The following is a 16,124-nucleotide window of genomic DNA, read 5'->3' on the forward strand; positions in this document are numbered from 1 at the left end:
CGGGCGAGGCGGAGCTTATCGTCGGCCGGTGCCCGAATCTCGTTCGTGCCGTTCCAGTTCCACCGCGCGGCGCATGGTGCTGCGCGCCCGGGCCCGATCGCCGGCGTAATCGTAGGCGCGCGCCAGCCGGTAGGAGACCCGCCAGTTGTCGGGGTCGGCCTCCCATTCTTGTTTCACCGTGAGGAACAACTCGTCCGCGGCCGTCCGCTCGATCCGTCCGGAGGGACGGCGCGGGAGATCGTCGACATCCAGTTCCAGCCCCTCGTCGTGGATCCGCCGGGCCAGCCGCTGATGGTCCAGCGCGGACCGGATGGTGGAGACCACCATCCACACGCCGAGCAGCGGCAGAATGAGGACCCCGGTGCCCAGTCCGATGGCCGCGATATCACCGGAGGTCAGCAGTTCCACGGCGATCCGGCCGAGCCACAGGAAGTAGAAGGCCAGCGCCAGGACCAGGAAGGCCACCATGGCGACGACCTTCAGCACCGCGCGGTCCGGGGCCGGATCGCCGGTCGCGCCGCCGTTCTCGCTCACAGGTCGAGGAACGGATCGAGCCCGACGGTGAGTCCGGGCCGGCCGCCGATCTGCCGGACTCCGAGCAATACCCCCGGCGCGAACGACGAGCGGTCGATGGAATCGTGCCGGATGGTCAGTGTCTCCCCCTGGGTACCGAACAGCACCTCCTGGTGGGCGACGAGCCCGGCCAGCCGCACCGAATGCACGCGTACCCCGTCGACCTCGGCACCCCGCGCCCCGTCGAGTTCGGTGGTCGTCGCGTCCGGAACGGGTGCCGCACCGGCTTGTCTACGGGCTTCGGCGATGATCCCCGCGGTCCGGTAAGCGGTGCCGGACGGCGCGTCGGCCTTGTTCGGGTGGTGCAGTTCGATCACCTCGACCGATTCGAAGAACCGGGCCGCCTGTTCGGCGAACCGCATCGACAGCACCGCGCCGATGGCGAAATTCGGGGCGATCAGCACGCCCACTTCGGGACGGCCGGACAACCAGCCACGGACCTCGTCGAGCCGGGCGGCGTCGAATCCGGTGGTGCCGACGACGGCGTGGATACCGTTGTCCACCAGGAAACGCAGATTGCCCATCACCACGTCGGGATGGGTGAAATCGACCACCACCTGGGTGCCGGTCTCGGTGAACCGCGTCAGCAAATCATCCTTGTCCACGGCGGCGACCAGTTCGAGATCGCCGGCCGCTTCGACCGCGGCGCAGATGGCCTGGCCGACCTTGCCCTGCGCCCCCAGAACACCCACCCGAATCGGTGCCGTCACCTCACCACTCCTACCTGATAGTCGGACCCACCGAGTCTATGGCGCGCCGACCGCCGCAATACGGGCCCCCTCGACATTCCGCGGCGCGAAACCCCGCGCGATCCGGGCATCAGAAGATGATCACCTGACGCAGGGCATGCCCGGCGGCCAATTCGTCCATCGCGCGGTTGATATCGCCCAGCCCGATCCGTGCGGAGATCAGTTTCTCCACCGGCAGCCGGCCCGCGCGCCACATCCGGACGTATTCGGGGATATCGCGAGACGGGACCGCCGAACCCAGATAACTACCGACGATCGAGCGCCCCTGCGCGACCAGTCCCAGCGGGGAGATACTGGCTCTGGCTTCCGGCGCCGGGAGACCCACCGTCACCGTGGTACCGCCCGGCGCTGTCGCGGCTACCGCGCTCTCGAAGGCCCGGGCCGAACCCACCGCCTCCACCACCACCTCGGCCCGGATCTCCCGGTCGCCGACCTCCGCCGGCGAATAAGCGCCGGTGGCGCCCAGTTCCCGGGCCGACGCCAGTTTCTCCGCAACGGTATCGACGGCGATCACCTCGCGGACCCCGAGCGAGACCGCCACCAGCACCGCAGCCATCCCGACACCGCCGAGACCGACCACCATGACCCGGTCGGTACCCGCCGGTTTCGCGGAATTCAGCAGTGCCCCACCACCGGTCAGCACCGCACAGCCCAGAACGGCCGCGACATCCGGCGGTACGTCGTCGTCGACCGGTACCACCGACCGGCGGTCGACCACCGCATAGGTGGCGAATCCGGAAACGCCGAGATGGTGGTGGACTTCGGCGCCGTCGCGGCGCAGCCGGCGGCCGCCGGACAGGAGTTCGCCGGCATTGTTGGCCGCGCTGCCGGGGATGCACGGGGTCCGGCCGTTCGAGGCGCAGCCGGCGCATTCACCACAACGGGGCAGGAAGGTCATCACCACTCGCTGCCCGACGGGTAGCCCGGCACCCGGACCCGCCGCCTCGACCCGTCCGGCGGCCTCGTGGCCGAGCAGCATGGGTACCGGCCGGACCCGATTGCCGTCGACGACGGAGAGGTCCGAATGACAGATGCCGGCCGCTTCGATCCGCACCAGCAGCTCGCCGGGACCGGGGTCGGCGAGTTCCAGTTCGCCGACGGTGATCGGTGCCGATGCTGCGTACGGCCCGGGCGCGCCGATTCGTTCCAGGACTGCCCCACGAATTCTCATGGGACCACGGTAGGCCGCGGCAGGGATGTGCTCATGATCCGAGTCGTACTATGCTGATTCGCCGTGACGGTGCTCCCGTTGGCCGCCTTGTACCGAGCCCGGGGTCGGGACCGTCACGATCCGAGGAGATTTTCCTTTGACCGTTCAGTTCAACCACACCATTGTCGGCTGCCGTGACAACCGCGTATCCGCCGAATTCTGGGCCGATATCCTGGGCCTGGAGCCGGGTGCCCAATGGGGGCCGTTCATCCCCTTGCCCACCGGGAACGGAGTCACGTTCGATTTCGCGAACGTTGCGCCCCATATCACCGAGATCCAGGGCCAGCACTATGCATTCCTGGTATCGGAAACAGAATTCGACATCGCCTATGCCAAGATCCAGCGCTACGGTCTCGAGCACTGGGGCGATCCGCACCGGAACACCCCGGGCGAGATCAACCACAACGACGGTGGACGCGGCGTGTACTTCCTGGACCCCAGCGGGCACTACTTGGAGTTGATCACCGTCCCGTACGGGGGTTGGCCGCAGTAACGCGACGGGGCCGGGTGGCCATCGGCCACCCGGCCCCCGGGTTCAGCCCGCGACCGCCGCGGGCCGGCCGCGCCGTATCCCGATGACCGCCGCAACAAGGCAGGCCAGCGCCACCGCGGCGACGAACCACGGAAATACTGTGTCCAGTCCCCAGGCGGTGGCGGCCCAGCCGGCCAGCACCGTCGGCAGCGCCATGGCTGTATAGGCGAGCAGGTAGTACGCGGACATGGTTTCGCCGCGCTTGTGTTCGGGCACCACATCGGACAAGTGCCGCAGCGAGCCGCCGAAGCCGAGGCCGAAGGTGGCGCCGAGCACCAAACCGATGCCGACCACGGCCGTCCATTCATGGGTGCCCAGAGCCGGGACGGTCAGCAACAGGGCGATCGCCATTCCGATATCGCCGATGATCGCGGCCCGCCGCGCGGGCACCCGGGTCGCGAACAGTTGCACCAGCGCGGCCGCCAGGGCCGTCGAGGCGACCACGACCCCGCCGAAGACCAAGTTGTGGATACCGGTCCGCTCTGCGGCCAGCGACGGATACAGCGACAGCAGGACACCGAGAACCGACCATGCCGCCATCACGCCCAGTGCCGAGAACCAGAAATCGGCGCGGATCTCCTGCGGTACCGCCGGGCGCGCGATCCGGATTCGGCCCGCGACCCGCGCGGCGTGTGGTTCACGAAGAGCGAGGACCCCCGCGGCCACGATCAAGCAGATGACACTGATGACCACATACGGGGTGCGCAACGGATTGGGCGCGTACTGCGCAAGCAATGCCGACCCCATGATCGCTACCGCCATACCGACATTGAAAGCCACACCGCTGAGCTGGCCGGACCGGGCGCCGCGATGCGGCCGCAGGTCGAGCAGTGCCGCAGCACCCGCCACGACGGTCGCCCCGACCGCCAAACCGTGCAGCGCCCGCGCGAGAAGGAGCATCGCCACGGTGTCGGCGAGCACGAACACCACAAGGCCCGCGATCATGGCGCCGAAGGCGCCGAGCAGCACCGGCTTGCGGCCGACCACATCGGAGATACGCCCCGACACCAGCACCGCCACGAGAGCGGCCGCCGCGTACGCCGCGAACACGATGGTGGTGACCAATGGCGAAAGATGCCATTCCTGCTCGTAGATGCCGTACAGCGGGGCGGGTACACCCGATACTCCGAGCGCTACACCGGTGGCACCCAGTACCAGCGCGTAGGCCCAGGGCTGCACCGCTCGATCCACTGCCGGTGTTGCGATTGTCGCCGCCATCGAAACCCCGATCAGGTAAGTTTGAAGATTGTCGAACTTGATCGACAGTAACGTACGGTACGACGATCATCAAACCCCGAGGCGGACCATTGACCGACACCAGCACCGCGACAACCCCGGTCGCTCCGCTGCCCGCCGTACTCGGCGCGCTCCAGGATCCGGTACGACTCGAGATGGTCCGCAGGCTGAGCAACGCAGACACCGCACTGCGCTGCGCATCCCTCTACGAGGGAATCAACAAGTCGACCGCGACGCACCATTTCAAGATCCTGCGCGAAGCCGGCGTCATCGAACGACTCGTAATCGACGGCCATACCTACCAGCGGCTGCGCCGCAACGCCCTCGACGCCGCAGTACCCGGCCTCCTCGCCTCGATTGTCGCCGCGGCCAACCGCGCCCGGCCGGAATAGCCGGCCTTCCTCGAATTGCCGGCTTCGGTCCCCACCGCGCAACAACTACGACAGGGTGGGCGGGCACCCCACCCACACGAGCCCGGTACGCAAGACCGGCAGGTTATCGATCGGATGATCGAATCGCCACGGCCGACACCGTAGGCAGCAGCGGCTCGCACCGCCTGGAGACGCATTGCCGGCTACCGCCCTCCGTGCGAACCGCGCCCCAGGGCCGGCAGCACCTTCCCGATCGGTTGCGGACCGGGCCGGAGACCCAGCCCGCCACCATGATGCTTTCGGCTGCCCCTGACGTCCACGGCGCAGCGCGGACCCCCGGAACCTCAGCCGACGAGCCGGGTGACAGCCGTGGGCAGATCCCGCTTGCGGCGGTACGGTCCGGCCACCGCGGCGGCGTACGGGCGGGCCAGCAGCGATCGGGCGATCTCCCCGACCTCCTCGGTGGTCACGGCATCGATCCGCGCCAGCGTTTCGGAGACGGTGCGGTGATTGCCGTAGCTGAGTTCGCTGCGGCCGATCCGGTTCATCCGCGATGCCGAATCTTCCAGCCCGAGTACCAGCCCGCCGCGTAGCGACCCTTTCGCCCGAGCACATTCGGCATCGGTGATCCCATCGGCCGCGACCTCCTCGAGCACGCCGCGCGCCAACGCCGCCACTTCGTTGAGGTTCTCCGGCTGGCAGCCCAGATACACCGAAAAAGCACCGGTATCGGCGAAGGTGTCCACACTCGAGTACACCGAGTACGCCAGCCCGCGTTCCTCCCGGATCCGCTGGAAAAGCCGGGAGCTCAAACCGCCGCCGATCACAGTGTTCAGTACCGACAGCGGCCACCGCCGCGTACCCTCGTGCCTGCCGTAGGCGCGGACGCCGAACACCAGATGGGCCTGTTCGCTATCGCGATGGTTCCAGCTCAACGCCGGGGCGGACCTGGTCCGGAAATGCCCCTCGCGCCGCGGCGCCGGCGCCGCCGCCGGATCCAGCCGGCCGGCGACCGCCCGGTGCACCAACTCCACCGTGTGCTCGTGGTCGATATTGCCGGCCACCGCCACCACCATCCGGTCCGGTGTGTACCGGCGCTGGTGGAACGACCGCAACTGACTCGCCCGCATCCCCTCGATCGATTCGATGGACCCGATGACGGGCCGCCCGATCGGGTGATCGCCGAACAGCGCGGTGAGAAACGCGTCGCCGACCAGGTCCTCCGGGTCGTCGTCGCGCATGGCGATCTCTTCCAGTACGACCTGCCGTTCCAGGTCCACATCCACGGCCCGGCACAGCCCGTTGAGCACCACATCGCTGACCAGATCCACCGCCAGCGGCAGATCCTCGTCCACGACATGAGCGTAGTAGCAGGTCTGCTCCTTGGCGGTGAACGCATTGAGCTCGCCACCGACCGCGTCCATGGCCTCGGCGATATCGAGGGCCGAACGGGTCGGGGTGGCCTTGAACAGCAGATGTTCCAGGAAATGCGCGGCACCGGCGACGGTGGGCCCCTCGTCGCGGGAGCCGACCCCCACCCAGACCCCCACGGACGCCGAGCGGACTCCGGGGACATGCTCGGTCACCACCCGCAGACCACCCGGCAGGACGGTACGCCGCACTCCATTGTCGATTTCGACGGTTTCGCCGATCCGCCACGTCGATGACGAACCCCCCTGCCCACTCGGGCGCAGGGGGGCCGCTGTCTTCTGCTCCGTCACACGACCAGTACTACTCGGTCGCCGCGGCATCCGCATCGGCGGGCGCTTCGGCAGGCGCCTCGTCGGCGTTCTCGTCGACGGGAATCAGCGAGATTTTGCCGCGGTTGTCGATATCGGCGATCTCGACCCGCAGCTTGTCGCCGACGTTCACCACGTCCTCCACCTTGGCCACGCGCTTACCGTTGCCGAGCTTGGAGATGTGCACCAGACCGTCGCGGCCGGGCAGCAGTGAGACGAACGCGCCGAAGGCGGTGGTCTTGACCACGGTGCCCAGGAACCGCTCGCCGACCTTGGGCAGCTGCGGGTTCGCGATGGCGTTGATGGCGTCGATCGCTGCCTGCGCGGACGGGCCGTCGGTGGCGCCGACGAACACGGTGCCGTCGTCCTCGATCGAGATATTGGCACCGGTGTCGTCGGTGATCTGGTTGATCATCTTGCCCTTGGGCCCGATCACCTCGCCGATCTTGTCGACCGGGATCTTGATCGCGGTGACGCGCGGCGCGTAGGGGCTCATCTCGTCCGGGGTGGCGATGGCCTCGGCCATCACGTCCAGAATGGTGGTGCGGGCGTCGTGGGCCTGGCCCAGCGCACCGGCCAGCACCTGCGAGGGGATGCCGTCGAGCTTGGTGTCGAGCTGGAGGGCGGTGACGAAGTCCCGCGTGCCGGCGACCTTGAAGTCCATATCGCCGAAGGCGTCCTCGGCGCCGAGGATATCGGTCAGCGCGACATAGCGGACCTCCTGGGCCCCGGCATCGTTGGTGACCGTATCCGACACCAGGCCCATGGCGATACCCGCGACCGGCGCCTTCAGCGGTACACCGGCGTTGAGCAACGACAGGGTCGAGGCACAGACCGAACCCATCGAGGTGGAGCCGTTGGACCCCAGCGCCTCAGAGACCTGGCGGATCGCGTACGGGAACTCGTCCTGGCTGGGCAGCACCGGAATCAGCGCCCGCTCGGCCAGCGCACCGTGGCCGATCTCGCGCCGCTTGGGCGAGCCCACGCGACCGGTTTCACCGGTCGAGTACGGCGGGAAGTTGTAGTGGTGCATATAGCGCTTGGTGGTTTCCGGGCCGAGCGAATCGACCTGCTGCGCCATCTTGACCATATCGAGCGTGGTGACACCCATGATCTGGGTTTCCCCGCGCTCGAACAGCGCCGAACCGTGCGCCCGCGGCACCACCGCGACCTCCGCGGACAGCGCCCGGATATCGGCCAGACCGCGGCCGTCGATGCGGAACCCGTCGGTGAGGATGCGCTGGCGGACCAGCTTCTTGGTCACCGAGCGGAAGGCGGCGCCCAGTTCCTTCTCGCGACCCTCGAAGGACTCACCGAGACGGGACAGCACATCGAGCTTGATCTCGTCGATCTTCTCCTCGCGCTCCTGTTTACCGGCGATGCTCAGCGCCTCCGACAGCGGCGCCTTCGCGGCGTCCTCGACGGCGGCGTACGCATCGTCGGCGTACGGCGGGAACAGCGGGAAGTCCTCGGTGGGCTTGGCCGCCAGCTCGGCCATATCCTGCTGGGCCCGGCAGAGTCGGGCGATGAACGGTTTGGCGGCCTCGAGACCTTCGGCGACCACGGTTTCGGTCGGCGCCTGCGCACCGCCCGCGACCAGTTCGATCACCTTCTCGGTGGCTTCCGCCTCGACCATCATGATCGCGACATCGCCGTTGTCGGTGACCCGGCCGGCCACGACCATATCGAAAACGGCCTTCTCCAACTGTTCGTTGGTCGGGAAGGCCACCCACTGGCCGCCGGCCGGCGTGCCGGCCTCGGCATCGTTGATCAGCGCGACCCGCACGCCGCCGACCGGACCGGAGAACGGCAGGCCCGCGATCTGGGTGGACGCCGAGGCCGCGTTGATGGCGACCACATCGTAGAGATCCTTCGGATCCAGGCTCAGCACCGTCACCACGACCTGGATCTCGTTGCGCAGTCCGTCCACGAAGGAGGGCCGCAGCGGCCGGTCGATCAGCCGGCAGGTGAGGATCGCGTCGGTGGAGGGGCGGCCTTCGCGGCGGAAGAAGGAGCCGGGGATCCGGCCCGCCGCGTACATCCGCTCTTCGACGTCGACGGTCAGCGGGAAGAAATCGAACTGGTCCTTGGGGTGCTTACCGGCGGTGGTCGCCGACAGCAGCATGGTCTCGTCGTCCAGGTAGGCGACGACCGAACCGGCGGCCTGCTTGGCCAGGCGGCCGGTTTCGAAACGTACGGTGCGGGTGCCGAAGACGCCGTTGTCGATCAGCGCGACGGATTCGAAAACACCCGGTTCGACCTCGATGGCCGAAGTTGTCGAGCGTTCGGTGGTTTCTGGCATATCTCTGTTCTCAACCTCTCGTCTCGCCGGATACAGCGCCTGCGTGGCGCGATCCGGCTGTGTCAGCCGTACCAGGTTCGGACGCGGCGCGACGGCATAACCGCAGTGACCGTCGAGGTCAGCGGCCGCCGTTTTGCGTGCTGCGGCGCGTACACCCGGCCGGACCCCCTTGGATACGGCGACGCGGAGGCGGTCAACGATCGAAGCTCTCCGGCAAAATCAACCCCGGGCCGAAAAGCCACTACCGAAGACCGACGCCACGAGCGCGGGTGTGACGGCTGGTTCTGTCGTTCTCGTCCACGGGAGGTCCCCCGCACACGAAAGTGCCGACGAGGCGATTGTATGCGCCCCGCCGGCAGACGTGCCGCCCGGCTCGTGGAACCGGGCGTGTTCACGGAATATCAGCGCCGCAGACCCAGGCGTTCGATCAGGCTGCGGTACCGGTTGATGTCCTTGTCGGCCAGGTACTTCGACAGGCGCTTACGGCGACCGATCAGCGCCATCAGGCCGTGCCGGGTGTGGTGGTCGTGTTTGTGCACCTTGAGGTGCTCGGTGATCTCGGAGATCCGCTTGGACAGCAGCGCGATCTGGGCCTCCGGAGAACCGGTATCCGTTTCGTGCAGGCCGTACTCGGCGAGGATCGACTTCTTCTGCTCGGTGGTCAACGCCATGGGGCATCCACTCCTGTTTCTCAGTTCCGCGCGTAAGGAGCCCGGGACGGCCGGGAATCATCCACCTCTGCGGGTGAACAGCTCACCGGTCGTCGTATCCGGGGTGGGCGCCGCCGCGGACCGCAGCAGACCCGAGGAGCCAGCGTACCGGAGCACTTCCGGCGCCGGCTCGGTGGGTGTGGACTCCGCGCTCCGCGGTCAGTGCCCGGCGCCGAGAATCTTGCGGGCGGTGTCGACATCGCGACCCATGGCGGCGACGAGTTCGTCGACCGACTCGAACTTGCGCATCCCGCGCAGATGGTCCACGAAGTCCACGGCCACGTGCTGCCCGTAGAGATCGGCCGCACTGTCGAGCACATAGGCCTCGACGGTACGGGCACGACCGGAGAACGTGGGGTTGGTGCCCACCGAGACCGCCGCCATGGCGGGCTGTCCCGGAGTCACCGTGCCGATGGTGGGGCCGGGGCCGAGCACGGTGAACCAGCCCGCGTAGACGCCGTCGGCCGGAATAGCGGCGTGCATGGGCGGCGCGACATTGGCCGTGGGGAAGCCCAGGCTCTTACCGCGGCCGTCACCGCGTACCACCACCCCTTCGACCCGATGCGGCCGGCCCAGCGCATCCGCGGCGGCGGCCATATCGCCGGCGTCCACGCAGGCACGGATATAGGTGGAGGAGAAGGTGACGGCGTGCTCACCGAGCAGAGTCACCCCGTCCACCGCGAAACCGAAGCGGTCACCGAGTTCGCGCATGGTCGCGACCGTCCCCGCGGCCTTTTTGCCGAAGGTGAAATTGTCGCCGACCACCACTTCGGCCACGTGCAGGCGTTCCACGAGCAGATCGTGCACGTATTCGGCCGGGGTGAGTTTCATGAAATCGTGGGTGAACGGCATCACGCAGAAGACATCGACGCCGAGCTCCTCGGCGAGTTCGGCGCGCCGGGTGAGCGTGGTGAGTTGCGCGGGATGCGAACCCGGCCGGATCACCTCCATCGGGTGCGGATCGAAGGTCATCAAGACCGCCGGGACACCGCGCGCGGCAGCGGCCTTCACCGCCCGGCTGATCAACTGCGCGTGACCGCGATGAACACCGTCGAACACGCCGATTGTGAGCACGCACCGCCCCCAGTCCGCGGGTACGTCGTCGAGACTTCGCCACCTCTGCACAGACACCAAGCCTACGCAAACAAGCGGCCGCACCGTATTCGGGTGGGGACGCCCGCCGGGCTTCGGCTACGCAGGCGCGAACACAGGGTTTCCGTGAGGTGGCGGGATATGTGTATCGCACTGTGAATGCCTAAGCTCGTGGTTGTGCCCGGAAAACGAGATATCGCCACCCGACGGGAACTCGCCGACGCCGGGGAATCGGCCGCTCCCGGGCTCTCGTCGGTGGCTCAGGATTACCTGAAAGTCATCTGGACAGCTCAGGAGTGGTCGCAGGAACGGGTGAGCACGAAACTGCTCGCGGAGCGGATCGGCGTTTCCGCCTCGACCGTCTCGGAGGCAGTGCGGAAACTGTCGGATCAGGGTCTGGTCGAACATGCCCGGTACGGCTCGATCACGCTGACCGAAGACGGCCGGCTGGCCGCGATCGCGATGGTGCGCCGGCACCGGCTGATCGAAACGTTCTTGGTGAGCGAGCTCGGTTACGGCTGGGACGAGGTGCACGACGAGGCGGAGATCCTCGAACACGCGGTCTCGGATCTGCTGATGGCCCGCATCGACGCGAAGCTCGGTTTCCCGGACCGGGATCCGCACGGTGATCCGATTCCGTCGGTGGACGGCGCGGTACCGACACCACCTGCCCGCCGGCTGATCGATTTCGAGGCCGGGGAATCCGGCCGGGTGGCCCGTATCTCCGATTCCGACCCGGATATGCTGCGCTATTTCGATTCGGTCGGAATAGCGCTGGATACCGCGATCGTGGTGGTGGAGCGGCGGGATTTCGCCGGAACCATCGCGGTGCGCATCGGACGGGACGAGAACCTCACCGATCTGGGCAGTATCGCCGCGGAGGCCATCTGGCTGCGGGATTGACCGCAGGGTAGTTCCGCTACGGCCGCAAGGACGCGGCCTGCTCGCCGAACCATTGCCGAGGCGCCCTCGCCGTGATATTCATATTGTCAACAATCCGACAATCGTAGATTCACGATCTCGCATACTCGTCGGTCCGGTCCGCCGCACCGACCGTCCCGGGAGGCGCCATCATGGCCGAACTGTCCCCGATCCTGAAGCAGGCAACCCCGGTCACCGTCGACCACGGTGAGGGCTGCTACCTCTACGACACCGACGGTCGCCGATACCTCGATTTCACCGCCGGCATCGGGGTCACCAGTACCGGCCACTGCCATCCGCGGGTGGTGGCCGCGGCCCAAGCCCAGGTCGCGAAACTGATCCACGGCCAGTACACGACGGTGATGCACCGGCCGCTGCTGGAACTCACCGAACGCCTCGGCACAGTGCTGCCCGCAGGACTGGACTCGGTGTTCTACGCGAATTCGGGCAGTGAAGCGATCGAAGCGGCCCTGCGGCTGGCCCGCCAGGCCACGGGGCGGCCCAATGTGATCGTCTTCCACGGCGGATTCCACGGCCGCACCGTGGCCGCCGCGACCATGACCACCTCGGGCACCCGGTTCTCCGCCGGTTTCAGCCCGCTCATGTCCGGTGTGCACGTCGCGCCCTTCCCCACCGCCTACCGCTACGGCTGGAGCGAAGAGGAGGCCACCTCCTTCGCGCTGCGCGAGCTCGATTATGTGTTCGCCACCCTCACCTCCCCCGCCGAAACCGCGGCCTTCGTCGTCGAACCGGTTCTCGGCGAAGGCGGCTACATCCCCGGAAACCGGGTGTTCTTCGAGGGTTTGCGCGAACGCGCCGACCGGCACGGCATCCTGCTGATCTTCGATGAGATCCAGACCGGTTTCGGCCGGACCGGAAAGTTCTTCGGCCACGATCATTTCGGGGTCCGGCCGGATGTCATCACCATGGCCAAGGGATTGGCCAGCGGCTTCCCCATCTCGGGAATCGCCGCCTCGGCCGAACTGATGAGCGCCGCCTGGCCCGGGTCGCAGGGTGGCACCTACGGCGGTAACGCGGTGGCTTGCGCCGCCGCCCTCGCCACCCTCGAGGTGATCGAATCGGAGAATCTGGTGGACAACGCCCGGGTCCGCGGCGAACAGCTGCTGGCCGGAGTGCGGGCGGCCGAATCGAAGGCCATCGGCGACACCCGCGGGCTGGGCCTGCTGGTCGGCGCGGAGTTCACCACCGCAGACGGCGCGCCGGACCGGGAAACCGCCACCGCCGCCCAGCAACTCGCGGCCACCAAGGGTCTGCTGCTGCTGACCTGCGGGGCGCATATGAACGTGGTCCGGATGATCCCGCCGCTCATCGTCGCCGAAACCCAGATCGCCGACGCGCTGGACATCTGGTCCGAGGTGCTCGCCGAACTCGAGCGCTGACCCACTCCGCGAAAGGGAGACCGGCCGCGCGGCCGGTCTCCCTGCACGACCATCAGGACGAAATACATGGCGCGCTATCTGACGATCACCCTCACCAAGGCCGGAATCACCTGCCGCGCCCGGTTGCTCGACGACCAGGCGCCGCGCACCTGCGCCGCGGTATGGGCTGCCCTGCCCCAGGAAGGCGACGCCTTCCACGCCAAATACGCCCGCAACGAGGTCTACACCCTCGTACCCCGCATCCCGGACGCCCCGCACCGCGAAAACCCCACTGTCACCCCCATCCCCGGAGATGTCTGCCTGTTCGATTTCGAACCCTGGGAGATCGGCAACCCGGCCTACGGTTACGAACCGGGATCGGCCGCCCACCAGGCCCAGGGCGCCACCGATCTCGCACTGTTCTACGGCCGCAACAACCTGCTCATCAACGGCGATCTCGGCTGGGTCCCCGGCAATGTCTTCGCCACCATCGAGGACGGCTTGGACGACCTGGCGGCCGCCTGCAACACGCTGTGGCTACACGGCGTCGCCGGCGAAACCCTCGCCTTCACCCGCTCCTGATCCGCGTCCCGGGGCATGTCGGCAGGGGTTCTTCGGAGCAGCTCGCCAGTGCCCGCTCCGACCCCACGGACCACCACCGCGAGTCCCCCGATCCGCCGAGGCGCCCCGGCCCCGCCGCCGCGCTGAAGGACGGCGGTATTCGATCGCCCGCACACTCCGCTGGCCGTGCACAGGCCGTATCCGCCCGGAGTCGGAGCGACCGAGGGGCCGTTGCGAACCTGCGGCGGGCGCCGTATCGGGAACACTCGGGTAGGGCGGGCCGATGCGGCTCGCCGCGACTTTCGCCGGGTGATCAGGAGCCGCTGATGTCCGCTGTAGGGCAGTACGCCGCGTTCGCGGTGGTGATGTTGTTCATCGCCGTTTCACCGGGACCCGATATGGCGGTGATCGTCGGCCGGGCGTTGCACGGCTGGGCGGCCGGAGCGGCGGCCACCCTCGGCGTGGCTGTCGGCATGTTCGTCTGGGTGCTGGCCGCCGTGACCGGAATCGCCGCGCTGCTGGCGGCTTCCGCGCAGGCGTTCACGATCGTGAAGATCACGGGCGCGCTGTACCTCGTCCACCTCGGAGTCCGAGCGTTGCTCGCCGCGCAGCGACCCGGCGATATCCCGGGTCCCGAGGCACCGGTCCGGCCGGGCACCCCACTCGACAACGCCGTCCGTGGATTCCTGTCGAATATCCTCAACGCCAAGGCCGCGGTGCTGTTCGTGGCACTCATCCCGCAGTTTGTACCCCCCGGCGGGGTCGGCCTCGCGGACGCAATAGCGTTTCCACTGGTCGCCGCGGTGGTGGTGGCGGCCTGGTATCTCACGCTGACCGCCACGGTCGCCGCCCTGCACCGGAAATTCGCCGATTCGAACGTATGGCGGCAAATCGATACGGTGGTCGGCGCGGCGCTCATCGCAGTCGGTGTAGGAGTGCTGTTCGGGGATCCCCCCGAACCGGCCACCGGCTGAGCGAACGGACCGCTGCCGGCAGCGGTATCCTCCACGCCGATACGACGCACGCAGGACCAACGACGTGTCCGCTCCGGCGCACCGGTCAACACTCTCTCGGCACCGGAAACTCCGCCGCCGTCGCAACTCGGAATCCCGCACCCGAGTGCAAGCCCGCCTCTCGACGGCATGCCGCATTCGACCGGCCGATCTCGCATCGACCGTAGCGTGGATCGCGCCGGTCAGAGTCGAAGCCGGCACCGGCCCCAGTTCGCCCACCGCAGCGTGGGCCAGCCGGGGATCGAGGCCCGAAAATCGCGGGGCGAGACCGCGCGCGTTGTTCGGACTCGGCTGCGGGCGGTGGCCGCCCCGGGATGCCGGTCAAGAGCCCGCGAGTACCGCCTCCGCCAATCTACCGACCGCCAGCACGAGATCGTCGGAATGCCGGGGGCCGATGATCTGCAGGCCCACCGGCAGTCCTTCGCTCGTCCGCCCCGCCGGGATACTCAACGCGGGCTGCTGGGTGAGGTTGAACGGGTAGGTGTAGGGCGTCCAATCGGGCCAGTCCGTCATCCCGCTGGCCGGTGGGACATCGTGCCCCGCCGCGAACGCCGGGATCGGCACCGTGGGCGTGATGAGCAGGTCGTAGACGGTGTGGAAGGTGCCCATGGTGATCGCCACCTGGGCGGCGGCCGCGCGGGCGTCGAGATAATCGGTCGCGGAGAGCGTTTCGCCGTGCTCCCAGACCCGGCGCAGGCCGGGATCGGCGTTCTCCCGCGCGCCCGGCGGGAAATTCGCCAGCATGGCCGCGGCACCCGCCGCCCACATCACGTCGAAGGCTTCGCGGGGATCGGAGAAACCCGGATCGGCGGCCGAAACGCGCAGCCCGGCGGCTTCCAGAGCGGTGACCGCCCCGGAGACGATCGCCTCGACCTCCGGATCGGGCCGCACATAGCCCAGCGTCGGCGAATAGGCGGCGGTTACCCCGCGGACATCACGCTGGATCTGGCCGCGGAACGTGGTGAGAGTGGGCGCCAGCGCGGTGGGGTCGCGTGGGTCCGGTAACGCGAGAATATCGAGCAGCAGCGCCGCGTCCTCGACCGTGCGGGTCAGCGGCCCGGCATGCGCGAGTGGGCCGAACGGGCTGGCCGGGTACAGCGGGATGCGGCCGTGCGTGGGTTTGAAGCCCACGATGCCGCAGAACGCGGCGGGAATCCGGACACTGCCACCGCCGTCGGTCCCCACCGAGACCGGGCCCATCCCGGCGGCGACCGCCGCGGCGCTACCACCGGAGGAACCGCCGGCGGTCCGAGCCGGATCGACGGGGTTGCGGGTGATACCGGTCAGCGGGCTGTCGGTGACGCCCTTCCAGGCGATCTCGGGTGTGGTGGTCTTACCCACCATCACCATCCCGTCCTCACGCACCCGCGCGGCGACAGGGCTGTCCACCGGCCAGGGACCGTCCGGGCCGATACTCAGCGAGCCGCGGCGGGTGGGCCAGTCCTCGGTGAGGAATATGTCTTTGATCGAGATCGGTACCCCGTCGAGCAGCCCGCGGACGTGGCCGGACTGCCAGCGCGCCTCGGAATCCTTGGCCTGCACCAATGCCCGGTCGGGATCGACGAGGCAGTAGGCGTTGATACCGGTATCCCGCGCTGTGATGGCGGCGAGCACGGCCTCGGTCGCCTCCACCGGGGACAACGTCCCGGCGGCGTAGGCGGAGACCAGTTCGACCGCGGTCATCTCGACGGGATCGGTCGGCCGGGGCAACTCGGGCTGGTTCATCTGCGGCACTC

The 16,124-nt window shown here is 68.2% G+C and carries 15 protein-coding genes; 6 read left to right on the top strand and 9 right to left on the bottom strand.

All coding sequences use genetic code 11. From position 1 onward, the window contains the following. Positions 1-15: 15 nt before the first annotated feature. From IU448_RS07245 to IU448_RS07255, 3 genes are all read right to left on the bottom strand, one after another. Positions 16-468 (bottom strand): hypothetical protein, encoded by a 453-nt coding sequence (locus tag IU448_RS07245; protein WP_195055092.1) that lies wholly within the window; start codon positions 466-468, stop codon positions 16-18. 62 nt (positions 469-530) lie between these two features. Then, positions 531-1,283 carry a 4-hydroxy-tetrahydrodipicolinate reductase gene (gene dapB / locus IU448_RS07250; RefSeq protein WP_195054644.1) on the bottom strand — a complete coding sequence of 251 codons (753 nt, stop codon included), beginning with the start codon at positions 1,281-1,283 and terminating at the stop codon, positions 531-533. Between the two features lie 109 nt (positions 1,284-1,392). Beyond that, positions 1,393-2,493, bottom strand: a complete 1,101-nt coding sequence (locus IU448_RS07255) for an alcohol dehydrogenase catalytic domain-containing protein (protein WP_195054645.1) — start codon at positions 2,491-2,493, stop codon at positions 1,393-1,395. 136 nt (positions 2,494-2,629) lie between these two features. On the opposite strand from IU448_RS07255, the gene IU448_RS07260 reads away from it, so the two are divergent. After that, a complete protein-coding gene (locus IU448_RS07260; protein ID WP_195054646.1) occupies positions 2,630-3,025 on the top strand; it encodes a VOC family protein in 396 nt (131 codons plus the stop codon). Positions 3,026-3,067: 42 nt separating this feature from the next. Here the strand turns inward: IU448_RS07260 and IU448_RS07265 are convergent, their stop codons facing one another. After that, positions 3,068-4,282 (bottom strand): MFS transporter, encoded by a 1,215-nt coding sequence (locus tag IU448_RS07265; protein WP_195054647.1) that lies wholly within the window; start codon positions 4,280-4,282, stop codon positions 3,068-3,070. Positions 4,283-4,371: 89 nt separating this feature from the next. Here IU448_RS07265 and IU448_RS07270 point away from each other — a divergent pair, with 89 nt between their 5' ends. Continuing rightward, the gene (locus tag IU448_RS07270; RefSeq protein ID WP_195054648.1) at positions 4,372-4,692 is read left to right on the top strand and encodes an ArsR/SmtB family transcription factor; all 321 of its coding nucleotides are present in this window, start codon (positions 4,372-4,374) and stop codon (positions 4,690-4,692) included. A gap of 323 nt (positions 4,693-5,015) precedes the next feature. Here IU448_RS07270 and IU448_RS07275 read toward each other — a convergent pair whose 3' ends face one another. From IU448_RS07275 to IU448_RS07290, 4 genes are all read right to left on the bottom strand, one after another. Further along, complete coding sequence (locus tag IU448_RS07275; RefSeq protein ID WP_416382963.1) at positions 5,016-6,428, bottom strand: M16 family metallopeptidase; 1,413 nt, start codon at positions 6,426-6,428, stop codon at positions 5,016-5,018. Then, positions 6,403-8,712 carry a polyribonucleotide nucleotidyltransferase gene (locus IU448_RS07280; protein ID WP_195054649.1) on the bottom strand — a complete coding sequence of 770 codons (2,310 nt, stop codon included), beginning with the start codon at positions 8,710-8,712 and terminating at the stop codon, positions 6,403-6,405. Before IU448_RS07280 ends, IU448_RS07275 begins: the two co-directional genes overlap by 26 nt. Before the next feature lie 401 nt (positions 8,713-9,113). Next, positions 9,114-9,383 (bottom strand): 30S ribosomal protein S15, encoded by a 270-nt coding sequence (gene rpsO, locus IU448_RS07285; protein ID WP_195054650.1) that lies wholly within the window; start codon positions 9,381-9,383, stop codon positions 9,114-9,116. Positions 9,384-9,581: 198 nt separating this feature from the next. Beyond that, complete coding sequence (locus IU448_RS07290; protein WP_195054651.1) at positions 9,582-10,547, bottom strand: bifunctional riboflavin kinase/FAD synthetase; 966 nt, start codon at positions 10,545-10,547, stop codon at positions 9,582-9,584. Between the two features lie 126 nt (positions 10,548-10,673). On the opposite strand from IU448_RS07290, the gene IU448_RS07295 reads away from it, so the two are divergent. The 4 genes from IU448_RS07295 to IU448_RS07310 all read left to right on the top strand — a co-directional run bounded on the left by IU448_RS07295 (position 10,674) and on the right by IU448_RS07310 (position 14,349). After that, a complete protein-coding gene (locus IU448_RS07295) occupies positions 10,674-11,417 on the top strand; it encodes a metal-dependent transcriptional regulator (protein WP_195054652.1) in 744 nt (247 codons plus the stop codon). Positions 11,418-11,587: 170 nt separating this feature from the next. Beyond that, the gene (locus IU448_RS07300) at positions 11,588-12,835 is read left to right on the top strand and encodes an aspartate aminotransferase family protein (RefSeq protein WP_195054653.1); all 1,248 of its coding nucleotides are present in this window, start codon (positions 11,588-11,590) and stop codon (positions 12,833-12,835) included. 66 nt (positions 12,836-12,901) lie between these two features. Continuing rightward, entirely contained in the window at positions 12,902-13,396 is a 495-nt protein-coding gene (locus IU448_RS07305) for a DUF3830 family protein (protein WP_195054654.1), read from the top strand. A gap of 305 nt (positions 13,397-13,701) precedes the next feature. Beyond that, positions 13,702-14,349: a LysE family translocator gene (locus tag IU448_RS07310; RefSeq protein ID WP_195054655.1), complete on the top strand. Its 648-nt coding sequence runs from the start codon at positions 13,702-13,704 to the stop codon at positions 14,347-14,349. A 360-nt stretch (positions 14,350-14,709) separates the two neighbouring features. On the opposite strand, the gene IU448_RS07315 is transcribed toward IU448_RS07310, so the two are convergent. Next, positions 14,710-16,098: an amidase gene (locus tag IU448_RS07315; protein ID WP_228812446.1), complete on the bottom strand. Its 1,389-nt coding sequence runs from the start codon at positions 16,096-16,098 to the stop codon at positions 14,710-14,712. Between the last annotated feature and the right edge of the window lie 26 nt (positions 16,099-16,124).

The organism is Nocardia flavorosea, assembly GCF_015477805.1.
Taxonomy (GTDB): Bacteria; Actinomycetota; Actinomycetes; order Mycobacteriales; family Mycobacteriaceae; genus Nocardia; species Nocardia flavorosea_A.

What these genes read in the sequence shown, in the direction of transcription:
- IU448_RS07245 (WP_195055092.1), bottom strand. Translation starts at nt 468, where the DNA reads ATGGTGGCCTTCCTGGTCCTGGCGCTGGCCTTCTACTTCCTGTGGCTC.
- IU448_RS07255 (WP_195054645.1), bottom strand. Translation starts at nt 2,493, where the DNA reads ATGAGAATTCGTGGGGCAGTCCTGGAACGAATCGGCGCGCCCGGGCCG.
- IU448_RS07265 (WP_195054647.1), bottom strand. Translation starts at nt 4,282, where the DNA reads ATGGCGGCGACAATCGCAACACCGGCAGTGGATCGAGCGGTGCAGCCC.
- IU448_RS07275 (WP_416382963.1), bottom strand. Translation starts at nt 6,428, where the DNA reads ATGCGGATGCCGCGGCGACCGAGTAGTACTGGTCGTGTGACGGAGCAG.
- IU448_RS07280 (WP_195054649.1), bottom strand. Translation starts at nt 8,712, where the DNA reads ATGCCAGAAACCACCGAACGCTCGACAACTTCGGCCATCGAGGTCGAA.
- rpsO (WP_195054650.1), bottom strand. Translation starts at nt 9,383, where the DNA reads ATGGCGTTGACCACCGAGCAGAAGAAGTCGATCCTCGCCGAGTACGGC.
- IU448_RS07295 (WP_195054652.1), top strand. Translation starts at nt 10,674, where the DNA reads ATGCCTAAGCTCGTGGTTGTGCCCGGAAAACGAGATATCGCCACCCGA.
- IU448_RS07300 (WP_195054653.1), top strand. Translation starts at nt 11,588, where the DNA reads ATGGCCGAACTGTCCCCGATCCTGAAGCAGGCAACCCCGGTCACCGTC.
- IU448_RS07305 (WP_195054654.1), top strand. Translation starts at nt 12,902, where the DNA reads ATGGCGCGCTATCTGACGATCACCCTCACCAAGGCCGGAATCACCTGC.
- IU448_RS07310 (WP_195054655.1), top strand. Translation starts at nt 13,702, where the DNA reads ATGTCCGCTGTAGGGCAGTACGCCGCGTTCGCGGTGGTGATGTTGTTC.